Source organism: Azospira sp. (assembly GCF_030247495.1).
Taxonomy (GTDB): Bacteria; Pseudomonadota; Gammaproteobacteria; order Burkholderiales; family Rhodocyclaceae; genus Azospira; species Azospira oryzae.
The window spans coordinates 116,347-129,328 of the sequence record NZ_JAOTRW010000011.1 but is presented as its reverse complement, the minus strand read 5'-3'; the positions used below and the strand labels follow the sequence as shown (position 1 = coordinate 129,328).

At 64.0% G+C, this 12,982-nt stretch carries 13 protein-coding genes, 1 tRNA gene and 1 pseudogene; 3 read left to right on the top strand and 12 right to left on the bottom strand.

The window, feature by feature from the left end:
- The 6 genes and pseudogenes from OEL49_RS16290 to rpsU all read right to left on the bottom strand — a co-directional run.
- A pseudogene (locus OEL49_RS16290) lies at window positions 1-1,392 on the bottom strand (hypothetical protein); the annotation flags it as partial.
- A gap of 134 nt (window positions 1,393-1,526) precedes the next feature.
- Window positions 1,527-1,603 (bottom strand) — tRNA-Ile (locus OEL49_RS16285).
- A gap of 17 nt (window positions 1,604-1,620) precedes the next feature.
- Window positions 1,621-3,591: an RNA polymerase sigma factor RpoD gene (rpoD, locus tag OEL49_RS16280; RefSeq protein ID WP_014236310.1), complete on the bottom strand. Its 1,971-nt coding sequence runs from the start codon at window positions 3,589-3,591 to the stop codon at window positions 1,621-1,623.
- A gap of 80 nt (window positions 3,592-3,671) precedes the next feature.
- Window positions 3,672-5,426, bottom strand: a complete 1,755-nt coding sequence (gene dnaG / locus OEL49_RS16275; protein ID WP_287875662.1) for a DNA primase — start codon at window positions 5,424-5,426, stop codon at window positions 3,672-3,674.
- Between the two features lie 40 nt (window positions 5,427-5,466).
- Complete coding sequence (locus OEL49_RS16270; RefSeq protein ID WP_014236312.1) at window positions 5,467-5,913, bottom strand: GatB/YqeY domain-containing protein; 447 nt, start codon at window positions 5,911-5,913, stop codon at window positions 5,467-5,469.
- A gap of 93 nt (window positions 5,914-6,006) precedes the next feature.
- Window positions 6,007-6,219, bottom strand: a complete 213-nt coding sequence (gene rpsU / locus OEL49_RS16265; protein WP_014236313.1) for a 30S ribosomal protein S21 — start codon at window positions 6,217-6,219, stop codon at window positions 6,007-6,009.
- 113 nt (window positions 6,220-6,332) lie between these two features.
- On the opposite strand from rpsU, the gene tsaD reads away from it, so the two are divergent.
- The gene (gene tsaD / locus OEL49_RS16260) at window positions 6,333-7,361 is read left to right on the top strand and encodes a tRNA (adenosine(37)-N6)-threonylcarbamoyltransferase complex transferase subunit TsaD (protein ID WP_014236314.1); all 1,029 of its coding nucleotides are present in this window, start codon (window positions 6,333-6,335) and stop codon (window positions 7,359-7,361) included.
- A 40-nt stretch (window positions 7,362-7,401) separates the two neighbouring features.
- Here tsaD and plsY read toward each other — a convergent pair whose 3' ends face one another.
- Entirely contained in the window at window positions 7,402-8,031 is a 630-nt protein-coding gene (plsY, locus tag OEL49_RS16255) for a glycerol-3-phosphate 1-O-acyltransferase PlsY (RefSeq protein ID WP_014236315.1), read from the bottom strand.
- An 84-nt stretch (window positions 8,032-8,115) separates the two neighbouring features.
- On the opposite strand from plsY, the gene OEL49_RS16250 reads away from it, so the two are divergent.
- Entirely contained in the window at window positions 8,116-8,469 is a 354-nt protein-coding gene (locus OEL49_RS16250; RefSeq protein WP_014236316.1) for a dihydroneopterin aldolase, read from the top strand.
- A 15-nt stretch (window positions 8,470-8,484) separates the two neighbouring features.
- Here the strand turns inward: OEL49_RS16250 and ybaK are convergent, their stop codons facing one another.
- From ybaK to OEL49_RS16225, 5 genes are all read right to left on the bottom strand, one after another.
- The gene (ybaK, locus tag OEL49_RS16245; RefSeq protein ID WP_014236317.1) at window positions 8,485-8,991 is read right to left on the bottom strand and encodes a Cys-tRNA(Pro) deacylase; all 507 of its coding nucleotides are present in this window, start codon (window positions 8,989-8,991) and stop codon (window positions 8,485-8,487) included.
- 64 nt (window positions 8,992-9,055) lie between these two features.
- On the bottom strand, window positions 9,056-9,979 hold the full coding sequence (gene xerD, locus OEL49_RS16240) for a site-specific tyrosine recombinase XerD (RefSeq protein ID WP_205230157.1): 924 nt from the start codon (window positions 9,977-9,979) through the stop codon (window positions 9,056-9,058).
- Between the two features lie 11 nt (window positions 9,980-9,990).
- Window positions 9,991-10,479: a methylated-DNA--[protein]-cysteine S-methyltransferase gene (locus tag OEL49_RS16235; RefSeq protein WP_287875659.1), complete on the bottom strand. Its 489-nt coding sequence runs from the start codon at window positions 10,477-10,479 to the stop codon at window positions 9,991-9,993.
- A gap of 56 nt (window positions 10,480-10,535) precedes the next feature.
- The gene (locus tag OEL49_RS16230) at window positions 10,536-11,117 is read right to left on the bottom strand and encodes a chalcone isomerase family protein (protein ID WP_014236320.1); all 582 of its coding nucleotides are present in this window, start codon (window positions 11,115-11,117) and stop codon (window positions 10,536-10,538) included.
- Between the two features lie 136 nt (window positions 11,118-11,253).
- Window positions 11,254-12,510 carry a glutamate-5-semialdehyde dehydrogenase gene (locus OEL49_RS16225; protein WP_014236321.1) on the bottom strand — a complete coding sequence of 419 codons (1,257 nt, stop codon included), beginning with the start codon at window positions 12,508-12,510 and terminating at the stop codon, window positions 11,254-11,256.
- A 163-nt stretch (window positions 12,511-12,673) separates the two neighbouring features.
- Between OEL49_RS16225 and OEL49_RS16220 the strand changes: the two genes are divergently transcribed.
- Window positions 12,674-12,946 carry a hypothetical protein gene (locus OEL49_RS16220; RefSeq protein ID WP_014236322.1) on the top strand — a complete coding sequence of 91 codons (273 nt, stop codon included), beginning with the start codon at window positions 12,674-12,676 and terminating at the stop codon, window positions 12,944-12,946.
- Window positions 12,947-12,982: the final 36 nt, after the last annotated feature.

Genomic DNA, 12,982 nt, shown 5'->3' with positions numbered 1-12,982 from the left:
GGCGACCTGGACGGTGTCGGTGCCTTCGCCGGAGAGCTCGGTGATGGCATCGGCGGCATTGTCGATGACGTAGGTGTCGTCGCCGAGACCACCGATCAGGGTGTCGGCCCCGGCGCCACCGTTGAGGACATTGTTGCCATCGTTGCCGGTGAGGGTGTTGTTGAGGGCATTGCCCGTAATGTTCAGCTTGGTGGAGCCGGTGGCACTGGCGTCCAGGTTCTCGATATTGGCGCCGACGAGCAGGGTGGTCGCGTTGGTCAGGCCGGAAATCGTACCGCGGAGGACGATGGTGTCGGTTCCTTCTCCGAGCAGTTCGGTGACGGTGTCCTGCATGATTGCGGTTGCCGTGTCGCCGCTGCCGCTTTGGACGATATCCACAGTATAGGTGTCGTTGCCCTTGCCGCCCTTGAGAATATCAATGTCGCCACCGCCATCGATGGCGTTGTTGCCGCTGTTGCCGATAATGGTGTTTTTTAGTTCGTTGCCAGTGCCTGCCAGATGGGCCGTCCCTGTCAGGGTCAGGTTTTCCACATTGGCGCCCAGCGTGTAGCTGATTGAGGAGAGGACGGTATCGATTCCTTCGTTTTCCGCTTCCGTTACCACATCGCTAACGTCGTCCACCGTATAGGTATCGTTACCAGTTCCACCGCTCATAGTCGTTGCCACTCCGCCTGAAATTAGTGAGTCGTTACCGGCATAGCCGTACAAGAATTGGTTGGCTACCGTTCCCGTGATGGTGTCGTTGCCCGCCAAGACGGTATTGAAGAGGTAGTCGGCTGAGATATTTGTATCGAAAAAGGAAAAGCTAAGGTTCAAGCCGGAAAGCTTGACGTATTGACCGTCAATGGAGAAGAAGGCCGATTTGACGGTGCCCGAAATGGAGTCGTTGTTGAAGGTAAGACTGCCTTCGAAGGTCTCTGTGACCGTATGCCCGCCGCTGGTGTAGGTATAACTGATCTTGCTGGCGGTAAAGCTGTTGGCGGTGCCATAGGAATTGATTGGGATGGTGCCGATCAATTCGAAGGAGAGGTTGCTGGTGCTGTAGGTGATCTTGGTCAGTGTCCCGTTGGTCCAACTGTCTGTGCTAGTTACCGAACCGAACAACTGGAGGGTGGCAGCGGGGTAGTTGTCCATGTAGGACAGGTAATTGATGGTCGCCACCGAACCGAGCAGATTGCTGCCGGTAATGACGAAATTCCCGCCAGTGCTGATCGAGCCATCGATCCTGGTGTTGCTGGCGCTCCAGACATAAGGGGTGCCGTAATCGAACTCCTGAAAATTGGAGTCGATCTGGTTCAGAGTGTCCGAGAAAGAAACGGACATGCTGTCTGCGGTATTCAGTCCCGCATCCAGGGTGTTGGAGTTTTGGAAACTCAGTTCAAGCGTTGCCATTTGTATTGCGCCTTCCTGCTCGATTCAGGAGTGTTGGCCGATTGGAGCAATATTATGACATGGGTTTATCCTGGAGGGCAGGGCGGTAGGGACAAAAAAAGGGCTGCCGGTCGGCAGCCCTTTGGGGAGTGGATTGGTGGGCCCGCAGGGACTTGAACCCTGGACCAAAGGATTATGAGTCCTCTGCTCTGACCAACTGAGCTACAGGCCCGTGATGCTTGTCGTGGCTCAGCTGCCGTTGTTGTCCAGGAAGCTGCGCAGCTTGTCGGAACGCGAGGGATGGCGCAGCTTGCGCAGGGCCTTGGCTTCAATCTGGCGGATACGTTCCCGGGTGACGTCGAACTGCTTGCCGACTTCTTCCAGGGTGTGGTCCGTATTCATCTCGATGCCGAAGCGCATGCGCAGCACCTTGGCTTCCCGGGGGGTCAGGGTGTCCAGAATTTCCTTGGTCACTTCCCGCAGGCCGGAGTAGAGCGCCGCATCCACCGGGGCAGTGGTGGCGGTGTCTTCGATGAAGTCGCCCAGGTGGGAGTCGTCATCGTCACCGATGGGCGTTTCCATGGAGATGGGTTCCTTGGAGATCTTCAGGATCTTGCGGATCTTCTCCTCGGGCATTTCCATCTTGATCGCGAGGGTGGCGGGATCGGGCTCGGCACCGGTTTCCTGCAGGATCTGGCGGGAAATCCGGTTCATCTTGTTGATGGTCTCGATCATGTGCACCGGAATGCGGATGGTGCGGGCCTGGTCGGCGATGGAACGGGTGATGGCCTGACGGATCCACCAGGTGGCATAGGTGGAGAACTTGTAGCCGCGGCGGTATTCGAACTTGTCCACTGCCTTCATCAGGCCGATGTTGCCTTCCTGGATCAGGTCGAGGAACTGCAGGCCCCGGTTGGTGTACTTCTTGGCGATGGAAATCACCAGGCGCAGGTTGGCCTCGGTCATCTCGCGCTTGGCGCGGCGGGCCTTGGCTTCACCGGTGGACATCTGCTTGTTGATGTCCTTCAGGTCCTTCAGCGGGATGCCGATGTGGTCCTGCAGAGCCAGCAGCTTGCGCTGTTCTTCCTGGATGTTAGGAGCGGTGCGGGTGAGGATGGGGCCGTAGCCCTTGGCCACGGCAATTTCCTTCTCGACCCATTCCAGGTTGATTTCATTGCCCGGGAAGGACTTGATGAAGTGGGGGCGGGGCATGCCGACCTTGCGCACGCACAGCTCCTGGATCTTGCGTTCCCGCTCGCGCACGGAGTCCACCATGCTGCGCACGCTGTCGCACAAGCGCTCGATCACCTTGGAGGTGAAGCGGATGTTCATCAGCTCGGCGGAAATCTGCTGTTGCAGCTTGAGGTAGGTCTTGTCCTGGGAGCCCTTGGACACCAGGGCCTTGTGGGCCTTGCCGTAGAGGGTCTTGATGGTGGCGAAACGCTCCAGGGCATCGGTCTTGAGCTGCAGCAGGGAGGCGGAAACAGCGGCGCCTTCACCGCCTTCTTCCTCGTCGTCGCCGTCCTCGACCTCGTCGTCGCCTTCAACCACGGCTTCCTCGGCGGCCAGTTCCTCCTCGGCTGCATTGGGATCGATCAGGCCGTCGATGACTTCATCGATGCGCATCTCTTCCTTTTCCACCTTTTCCGCCATGGCCAGAATTTCGGCAATGGTGGTGGGGCAGGCGGAAATGGCCTGGATCATGTGCTTGAGACCGTCTTCGATGCGCTTGGCGATTTCGATTTCGCCTTCCCGGGTCAGGAGTTCCACGGTACCCATTTCGCGCATGTACATGCGCACCGGGTCCGTGGTGCGGCCGAATTCGGAGTCCACGGTAGACAGGGCGGCTTCCGCCTCTTCTTCCACTTCCTCGTCGTCGGCGACAGCCGGGGCGTTGTCGGACATGAGCAGATCTTCGGCGGCCGGAGCCTCGTCGAAGACCTGGATGCCCATGTCATTGAAGGTGGTGATGATGGACTCGATCTGCTCGGCGTCTACGACGTCGTCCGGCAGGTGGTCATTGATTTCGGCATAGGTCAGGAAACCCCGTTCCTTGCCGAGTTTGATCAGTGTCTTGAGGCGCGTCTTACGCGTCTCCACGTCCACCGGAGTCGCGGCCTGGGTTGCCCCGGCGGATTCCAGCAGCGCCTTCTCCTTGGCCTTGGATGATTTAGCCTTGAGAATTTCCTTGGCGACTTCTTTTGCCTTTTCCTTTGCCATGACCGTGTCCCGATAATCCTGGAAAAACCGCTTATTCTACCACAACTTGGCTCATTTCCCCCTGGTCTCGAACCAGGGTTCTAGTCACCGCTCCCGGCCAGAATGCCGGCCTTGCGCAGGCGTTCCCGCTCCTGCAGCAAATGTACAAATTCCCGCTTTTCTTCACTGTCGAGTCCGCCGCCGGCAGCCTTGTGCTGCAAGCGGCGGAATTCCTGCTCGACCCAGTTCATTTCCAGCCGGGCCAGGGCGCCGGCGAATTCCTGTTCGCTTTCCTCTTCGCTCTGGGGGCTCTGCAACAGGCTGGCGGCGGCGCTCTGCAGGATGGCTTCGTCATCGCCGCCGCGCAAACGTTCCAACAACATGGCGCTGCTGGGCAGGTCCGCATCCCGCTTGATCTGTTCGCACAGGCGCCGCAGGGCCCGGGTTTCGGTGCTGTCGGCGGGCAGCCAGTGCAGGGGCAGGCGTGCGGCGAAGTCCGGCCGGTGCAGCACCAGGCGCAGCAAGGTGCGGGGCAGGGAGAGGGCCTGCCGCGGCGCCCGTGCCGGTGCCGCCCGGGCGACGGGCTTGAGGTCGCACAGGCGCTCCACTTCCTGCTGGGAAAAGCTGCTGGCCTCGGCCAGGCGCTTCACCAGCTGCAGGCGCAGCAGGGGAGTGGCCAGGCGCTGGATCAGGGGCTTGGCTTCGTAAACCAGCTTGGACTTGCCTTCCGAGGTAGTCAGGTCGCAATGGCTGGCCAGCTCCTTCAGCAGGAAGTCGGAGAGGGGCATGGCCTGGTCGATCATGCGCTCGAAGGCTTCCTTGCCCAGTTCCCGCACATAGCTGTCCGGGTCGTGCTCGGGGGGGAGGAAAACAAAGCCGATGCTCTTGTTGTCGGCCAGGGATTCCAGGCTGTTCTCCAGGCCGCGCCAGGCGGCTTTGCGCCCGGCGGCATCGCCGTCGAAGCAATAGACGATGCGGTCCACCTGGCGCAGCAGCTTCTGCACGTGGGTGGCGGTGGTGGCGGTGCCCAGGGTGGCGACCGCGTTGCCGACACCATGCTGGGCCAGGGCCACCACGTCCATGTAGCCTTCCACCACGATCACCGTATTCTTCTCCCGCAGGGCCTGGCGGGCCTGGGGCAGGCCGAACAGTTCCCGGCCCTTCTCGAAGAGGGGGGTCTCGGGAGAGTTCAGGTACTTGGGCTCGCCCTGGTCGATGACCCGGCCGCCAAAGGCGATGACCTCGTTCTTCTGGTTGATGATGGGAAACATCACCCGGTCGCGGAAACGGTCGTAGCGGCGGCCGTCTTCTGTCTGTTTTACTAGGCCGGCCTTTTCCAGTTCCGGTGCGTCGTAGTTGGGAAAGGCGCCTTTCAGGCCGTATTTCCCCTCCGGGGCGTAGCCGATGCGGAACTTGAGGGCGATCTCGCCGGTGAGGCCGCGCCGCTTCAGGTACTCCTTGGCCTTGTCCGAATGCTTGAGCTGCTCGAAATAGTATTGGGCGGCCTTGCCCATGACCTCGGTCAGCTCGGCGGTACGGGGGCCTTCGTGCCGGACCCGCCCGGCCTCCTCCGGCACCACCATGCCCATGCGCCCGGCCAGTTCCTTCACCGCATCGATGAAGCCCAGGCCCGAATACTCCATGAGGAAGCGGATGGCCGTGCCGTGGGCGCCGCAGCCGAAGCAGTGATAGAACTGCTTGGTCGGGCTGACGGTGAACGAAGGCGACTTTTCGTTGTGGAAGGGACAGCAGGCGGCGTAGTTGGCCCCCGCCTTTTTCAGCGGTACGTAGCCGTCAATGAGGTCGACGATGTCGACCCGGTGCAGCAGTTCCTGGAGGAAGGATTGGGGGATCACGGGCGCCAAACGGGGCCGGCGACAGCCGGCCCGGGAGATTTCAGGCGGAGAGCCGGGCCTTGACCAGCTTGGAGACCTCGGCCATATCGGCCTTGCCGGCCAGCAGGGGCTTGAGGATGGCCATCACCTTGCCCATGTCGGCGGCGCCGGCAGCGCCGCTGTCGGCCACGGCCTTGGCCACGGCGGCGGCGACTTCGGCTTCGGACAGGCCGGCGGGCTTGTAGGCGGAAAGCACTTCCACCTCGGCCTTCTCGGCGTCCACCAGGTCTTGGCGACCGGCGGCTTCATACTGGGTGATGGAGTCCTTGCGCTGCTTGAGCATCTTGTCGATGACGGCGGCGATGGCGGCATCGTCCAGGGTGACCTGCTCGTCCACTTCCTTCTGCTTGATGGCGGCCAGCAGCAGGCGGATGGCGGCGAGGCGGGCCGTTTCCTTGGCCTTCATGGCGGCCTTCATGTCCTCGGAAATGCGTTCCTTGAGCGTCATGGGAGTCCTTTTGTTTTTCAGCAGCCTATAAACACCAAAAGCCGCCCACCTGTTGATGGACGGCTCTTGCAGCGTCAGGAAAGCCTGGGAGGCTTAGAACATCTTGGGGGGCAGGGTCTGGCTGCGGATCCGCTTGTGGTGACGCTTGACCGCGGCGGCCAGCTTGCGCTTGCGCTCGGCGGTGGGCTTTTCGTAGAACTCACGGGCACGGAGTTCGGTCAGCAGACCGGTTTTTTCGACAGTGCGCTTGAAGCGGCGGATGGCCACTTCGAAGGGCTCGTTTTCCTTGACGCGAATAGCAGGCATTGAATTCAGTCCCAAACAACGGTGAGAGAAAGCCGGCAATTCTAACGAAACGTCAACGGTTTACCAAGGGGTTTACAAGAATTTTCTCGTCGGCATGGGTTAGAATGGCGCCCATGCTTGTTCTCGGCATCGAATCCTCCTGCGACGAAACCGGGGTTGCCCTCTATGAAATGGGCTCCGACGGTACCGGTACGCTCCTTGGCCACGCCCTCCATTCCCAAATTGCCATGCACCGGGAGTACGGCGGCGTGGTGCCGGAACTGGCCTCCCGGGACCACATCCGGCGCACCGTGCCCCTGCTGCGCCAGGCCCTGGCCGACTGCGGCCGCACCCTGGAGCAGGTGGATGCCATCGCCTACACCCAGGGGCCCGGCCTGGCTGGCGCCCTGCTGGTCGGGGCGGCCTTCGCCGAAGGTCTGGCCACGGCCCTGGGCAAGCCCACCGTGCCCCTGCACCACCTGGAAGGGCATCTGCTGTCGCCCCTGCTCTCCGCCAGTCCGCCCCGCTTCCCCTTCGTCGCCCTGCTGGTTTCCGGCGGCCATACCCAGATCATGCGGGTGAGTGGCGTCGGCCAGTACGAACTGCTGGGGGAAACCCTGGACGATGCGGCCGGCGAGGCCTTCGACAAGACGGCCAAGCTGCTCGGCCTGGGCTACCCGGGCGGGCCCGCCCTGGCCCGCCTGGCCGATGGCGGCAAGCCCGGCGCCGTGGTCTTCCCCCGGCCCATGCTGCATTCGGGCGACCTGGATTTCTCCTTTTCCGGCCTGAAGACAGCGGTGCTGACCTATGTGCGGGGCAAGGAACTGGACGAGCAGGCCCGGGCCGACGTCTGCCGCGGCATTCAGGATGCCATCGTGGATGTGCTGGTGGCCAAGGCCCTGGCGGCGGTGAAGAAGACCGGCATGCAGCAGCTGGTGGTGGCCGGCGGCGTCGGCGCCAACCGGGAGCTGCGCCAGCGTCTTAATGCCAAGGCGGTGAAGGCGCGCATCCAGGTCTATTACCCGGAACTGGAGTTCTGCACCGACAACGGCGCCATGATCGCCCTGGCCGGCGCCCTGCGCCTGGCGGCGGGCGCCCAGGCCAAGGCGGCGGGGCCCATCGCCATCCGGCCCCGCTGGCCCCTCTCCGAGCTGACCCTGTAGGCCGCACCCGAAAAAAAGGCACCTTGCGGTGCCTTTTTCATTACTTCTTCTTGCTGCCGATTTTTGATTCCTGTCCGGCCAGGAGGCGCTGGATATTGACCCAGTGCTTGCCCACCAGGGCCATGGCCATGACGGCCACGGCCGCCACCAGCAGGTTGAAGCCCCACATCATGCCGGCCAGCAGGGGCGAGGCGGCGGCAGCGCAGAGGGCGGCCAGGGAGGAATAGCGGGAGAGGGCGGCGACCACAAGCCAGACGCCCAGCACCGACAGGCCCAGCAGCGGGTCCAGGGCCAGCAGGACGCCGGCGGCGGTGGCGACGCCCTTGCCGCCCTTGAACTTGAGGAAGACGGGGAAGAGGTGGCCGAAGAACACGGCCAGGGCCACGCCGCCGAGGAAGATGCGTTCCATGGCCGGTTCCAGGGCCTGGCCGGCAAGGAAGTGATGGGCCAGGAGCACCGCCACGGCGCCCTTGGCGCCGTCGCCGAGGAGAGTCAGCAGGGCGGCCAGCTTGTTGCCGCTGCGCAGGACGTTGGTGGCTCCCGGGTTGCCGGAGCCGTAGGAGCGGGGATCCTTCAGGCCGAAGCCGCGGCTGACGATGACGGCGAAGGGCACGGAGCCCAGCAGATAGGCGGCCAGCAGGGCCAGGGGCAGGGATTGGGCGGCAGTCATGGGCGATGGGTGGTGAAGTGACGATAGAGGTACAATGCGGGCCTGCATTTTACCTGCAAGCCCCGCTGGCGGCTGAAAAACCCCATGGACATCATTTTCATCGACGACTTCCGGGTCCAGACCCGCATCGGCATCTACCCCCGGGAGCAGGCCGTGTCCCAGACCGTCGAAATGTCCCTGCAGATGGGCGTTTCCTCCACCGCCAGCGCCGGCGCTAGCGACGACATCCGGGACACCATCGACTACGCCAAGGTGGTGGAGCGTCTGCGGGAGGACCTGGGCAGCACCCAGTTCGGCCTGCTGGAAAAGCTGGCCGAACACGTTTCCACCCTGGTGCTGGAAGAATTCCGCTGCGCCTGGGTTCGCGTTTCCGTGGCCAAGCTGGGCATGATGCCCGGGGTGCGCCGGGTCGGCGTCATCATCGAGCGCAGTACCTGACCCGGCTGCTGGGGCTCAATCCTTGAGGGCGGCCTCGACCATCTTGGGCTGCAGCACCTTGACCACGTCGTGGGGATGGACCCCCACCAGGTAGCCGCGACGGCCGCCGTTGAGATAGATCAGGGGCAGGTCCAGGATGCTCTTCTCCATGTAGATTGGCATGGCCTTCTTGGTACCGAAGGGGCTGGTGCCGCCCACCAGGAAGCCGGTGTGGCGGTTGGCCACTTCCGGCTTGCACGGTTCCACCTTCTTGCAGCCCACCTGCCGCGCCAGTTCCTTGGTGGATACCTTGCAGTCGCCGTGCATCAGCACGATCAGGGGCTTGGCGTGCTCGTCTTCCATGATCAGGGTCTTGATCACGGCGTGCTCGTCCACATTCAGTTCCCGGGCCGACACCTTGGTGCCGCCGTGCTCCTCGTATTCGTAGAGATGGTTGGAGTGGGCGATGCGGTGCTGGCGCAGGAAGCGGGTGGCGGGGGTTTCCGGCGCGTGGCCGGGGTCGAGATCGTGATTGCGGCTCATGGTGCACCTCGAGGGTGTCTTGTTGCGGATGGTTTCATTCTACGCCCGCCGACCGGCGCCGTGCCTAGCCCCGGGGGTGGTGCACGGCGTGCAGGTCCTTCAGCCGTTCCCGCGCCACGTGGGTGTAGATCTGGGTGGTGGAAATGTCGGCGTGGCCAAGCAGCAGCTGCACCACCCGCAGGTCGGCGCCGTGGTTGAGCAGGTGGGTGGCGAAGGCGTGGCGCAGCACGTGGGGCGAGAGGCGGGCCGGGTCCATGCCGGCCACCAGGGCGTACTTCTTCACCAGGGTCCAGAACATCTGCCGGGTCATGGCCGTGCCCCGGGCGGTGACGAAGAGGAAGTCGCTGAGACGGTTGTCCAGCAAGGCGTTGCGGCCATCGTTCAGGTAGCTCTTGAGCCAGTCCAGGGCCACCTCGCCGAGGGGCACCAGGCGTTCCTTGGAACCCTTGCCGAAGACCCGGGCCACGCCCATGTCGAAGCTCACTTCATGCAGCTTGAGATTGACCAGTTCCGAGACCCGCAGGCCGGTGGCGTAGAGAGTCTCCAGCATGGCCCGGTCCCGCTGGCCCAGGGGCGTTTCGATTTCCGGTGCCGCCAGCAGGGCTTCCACCTGGGCTTCGCTCATCACCTTGGGCAGGCGCGAGGACTTGACCGGCATGGCGGTCTGCAGGGTGGGGTCGGCGCTGATGCGGTTCTGGGCCAGCAGGCGCCGGTAGAAACGGCGCAGGGAGGAAAGGTAGCGGGCCTGGGAGCTGGATTTCATGCGGGCCGCCACATCGGCCAGGAAGGCCGCCAGATCGGCGGCGCCGGCCTGGGCCAGGGGCGGGCGGCCCTGCTGCTGCAACCACAGGGCGTAGCGTTGCAGGTCGCTGCGGTAGGCGGCGAGGGAATTGGGGGAGAGGCCGTCTTCCAGCCACAGGGCGTCGCAGAAGGCGTCGATCTCGCTCTGGGTGGAAAAGGCCAGGGTCGGCGGGGCGGCATCCGTCATGGGCACGGAGTTTACGCCGGCAGGCAGCCCTCGTGTTGCAGCAGCCAGCGCTTGATGTCCAGCAGGAAGTCGCCGCCGTTGCGGCCGAAACCGCCCAGGCCGGCAGCGGCGACGACCCGGTGGCAGGGCACCGCCAGGGGGAAGGGATTGGCGCCGCAGGCGCCGCCCACGGCCCGGGGGCCGCTGTGCAGCAGCTTGGCCACCTCGCCGTAGCTCTGCGTCTGTCCCCGGGGAATGGCGGCGATGGCATCCCACACCCGGCGCTGGAAGCGGGTGCCGGAGGGTTGCAGGGGCAGGCTGAAAACGAAGGCCGGGTCGGCCAGGTAGGCCTGGATCTGGCGCACCGCCTCGGCGGCCAGGGGCGTGCCGGCTGCCTGCTGCAGGCGGCCGGGCAGGTAGAGGATTTCGGTCAGTTCGTCCCTGTTGCAGCGGATGCCCAGGGAAAAGAACGGGCCACTGGTGATGGCCTGGAAGTCAGCAGGGACGGCATTCTTGGTCATGGCTGCCTGTACAACGAGAAAGGGGGCGGCTTGCAGCCGCCCCCCTGTGGAAATGCTTACTGTGCCTTGCCGAGCAGGGCATCCTTGAGATCGCCCTGGGCCGGCTTGTTACCCAGCCAGATGCGCAGCAGGGCCTGGTAGAAATCCTCCCCCGGGATGACCTTGCCCTGGGGCTGGCCGGCCACGGTGAGGCGGGTGCCCTGTTCGGGAATCCAGTCCAGGGTGATGGGAGTGCCCTTGGTTGCCTTGCCCAGGGCCAGCAGGTTGCCTTCGAAGGTCTGCACCCGTTCCTTCAGGGCGGCGGCCTCGGCCTCGCTGCTGTTCTTGGCGATGCCACCGGAAAGGGCGTCCACGAACTGCTGGGCGGAGAGCTCCATGAGGGGCACGATGGCCAGGCGCTTGGCGCCCTTGGCCGCCAGCACGCCGTCCACCTCGGCGGCCTTGGCCGGCAGGTAGAGGCCCACGGCGTAGACCTTGAAAAACACCTTGGACCGCAGGCCGGCGCCGTTGAGGCTGAGGTCCTGCTGCTCCAGCTTGAGCCGTTCCTCGAACTTGACCCCGGCCACTTCCATGGCCTGGGCGCTGCCGGCCGTGAGGCTGAGGATGGCGAGGGCCGCCATGAAATGCTTGATCTTCATACTGTCTGTCTCCTTTGGTTTTTGCGGACTTTATTGAAGCCCCGGCGCCGTCCGCACGTCGCCGGGGCAATTCTTTTATGGGTGCTGCGGTGTTGCGGTGAAACTTGGACGGATCAGGGAGCGGTGCGGCCGGCTTTCAGCCGCGCACCTGGCCATTGCCCAGGACCACCCATTTCTGGCTGGTCAGGCCTTCCAGGCCCACCGGGCCCCGGGCGTGGATCTTGTCCGTGGAAATGCCGATCTCGGCGCCGAGGCCGTACTCGAAGCCGTCGGCGAAGCGGGTGGAGGCGTTCACCATGACCGAGGCCGAATCCACTTCCCGCAGGAAGCGCATGGCGTGGGTGTGGTTCTCGGTGACGATGGCCTCGGTGTGGCTGGAGGAGTACTTGTTGATGTGCTCGATGGCCTCGTCCAGCCCGGCCACCACCTTCACGGCGATGATGGGCGCCAGGTACTCCTCGCCCCAGTCGGCCTCGGTGGCCTCCTTGGCGTTGGGCACCAGGGCCCGGGTTTCGGCACAACCGCGGATTTCCACGCCCTTGGCGGTGAGCATGGCGGCGATGGGCGGCAGCAGGGTGGCGGCGACGGAGCGTGCCACCAGCAGGGATTCGGCGGTGTTGCAGGTGCCGTAGCGCTGGGTCTTGGAGTTTTCCACCACTGCCATGGCCTTGGCCGCATCGGCGCTGTCGTCCAGGTATACGTGGCAGTTGCCGTCCAGGTGCTGGATCATGGGCACCCGGGATTCGGCCAGCAGGCGGGCGATGAGGCCCTTGCCGCCGCGGGGCACGATGACGTCCACGAATTCGCGCATGGTGATGAGCTCGCCCACGGCGGCCCGGTCGGTGGTTTCCACCACCTGCACCGCGTCAGCCGGCAGACCGGCGGACTGCAACCCTTCCTTCACCAGAGTCGCCAGGGCCTGGTTGCAGCGGATGGCCTCGGAACCGCCGCGCAGGATGGAGGCGTTGCCGGACTTGATGCACAGGCCGGCCGCATCCACCGTCACGTTGGGGCGGGCTTCGTAAATGATGCCGATGACGCCCAGGGGCACCCGCATGTGGCCCACCTGGATGCCGGAGGGGCGGAAGCGCAGGTCGGTCATTTCACCGATGGGGTCCGGCAGGGAGGCGATCTGTTCCAGGCCCTCGGCCATGGTGGCGACGGTCTTGGGGGAAAGGGTCAGGCGATCCACCATGGCCGGCTCCAGGCCGGCGGCCCGGGCGGCGGCCAGGTCTTCGCCGTTGGCGGCCAGGAGCTTGGCTTCGTCGCGGCGGATGGCGGCGGCGATGGCCAGCAGGGCCCGATTCTTGGCATTGGTGTCGGCCTTGGCCATCTGGCGTGAGGCTGCCCGGGCACGGCGGCCCAGGTTCTGCATGTAATCCTTGATATCCATGGTGTTCTTCAGCAGGTCAGGCAGGAGATAATCGGACCATTATAGCGGCCTCAAATGCCCCGAAACGCCATTCCCTTACTGAAAATAAGGGATTGGGCTAAACTTTCTCGCCGTTGCGGTGTCACAAACCGTTACATGGCCGTTTGACGTCGCAGGAGACCCTATGAGTCGCAAGCTGATTGTTCCCACCGAAGTGCAAGTGTGCGCCACCTGCAGCTATTGGGACGGGGAACGCAAGGTAGATGCCGAGGTGGGTGTGGTGGTGGTGGAAGAGTGTTGCCAGGGCGAGTGCCTGGTGCGCGAATCGTCCCTGCCCGCATTGCGCCACAAGTCCGGAGATACGGATTGCGAGTGGGAGCATCTGGTGCCCGATGAACCGGAAGAGGTGCCGGCCATCCTGCCGGACGTTCCGCCTTCCGATGAAAAGGCCGCTTAAGGCCGTCGCATCCCCGATCGACCGGTGCCCGTCCGG

What these genes read in the sequence shown, in the direction of transcription:
- rpoD (WP_014236310.1), bottom strand. Translation starts at nt 3,591, where the DNA reads ATGGCAAAGGAAAAGGCAAAAGAAGTCGCCAAGGAAATTCTCAAGGCT.
- OEL49_RS16270 (WP_014236312.1), bottom strand. Translation starts at nt 5,913, where the DNA reads ATGACGCTCAAGGAACGCATTTCCGAGGACATGAAGGCCGCCATGAAG.
- rpsU (WP_014236313.1), bottom strand. Translation starts at nt 6,219, where the DNA reads ATGCCTGCTATTCGCGTCAAGGAAAACGAGCCCTTCGAAGTGGCCATC.
- tsaD (WP_014236314.1), top strand. Translation starts at nt 6,333, where the DNA reads ATGCTTGTTCTCGGCATCGAATCCTCCTGCGACGAAACCGGGGTTGCC.
- plsY (WP_014236315.1), bottom strand. Translation starts at nt 8,031, where the DNA reads ATGACTGCCGCCCAATCCCTGCCCCTGGCCCTGCTGGCCGCCTATCTG.
- OEL49_RS16250 (WP_014236316.1), top strand. Translation starts at nt 8,116, where the DNA reads ATGGACATCATTTTCATCGACGACTTCCGGGTCCAGACCCGCATCGGC.
- ybaK (WP_014236317.1), bottom strand. Translation starts at nt 8,991, where the DNA reads ATGAGCCGCAATCACGATCTCGACCCCGGCCACGCGCCGGAAACCCCC.
- xerD (WP_205230157.1), bottom strand. Translation starts at nt 9,979, where the DNA reads ATGACGGATGCCGCCCCGCCGACCCTGGCCTTTTCCACCCAGAGCGAG.
- OEL49_RS16235 (WP_287875659.1), bottom strand. Translation starts at nt 10,479, where the DNA reads ATGACCAAGAATGCCGTCCCTGCTGACTTCCAGGCCATCACCAGTGGC.
- OEL49_RS16230 (WP_014236320.1), bottom strand. Translation starts at nt 11,117, where the DNA reads ATGAAGATCAAGCATTTCATGGCGGCCCTCGCCATCCTCAGCCTCACG.
- OEL49_RS16225 (WP_014236321.1), bottom strand. Translation starts at nt 12,510, where the DNA reads ATGGATATCAAGGATTACATGCAGAACCTGGGCCGCCGTGCCCGGGCA.
- OEL49_RS16220 (WP_014236322.1), top strand. Translation starts at nt 12,674, where the DNA reads ATGAGTCGCAAGCTGATTGTTCCCACCGAAGTGCAAGTGTGCGCCACC.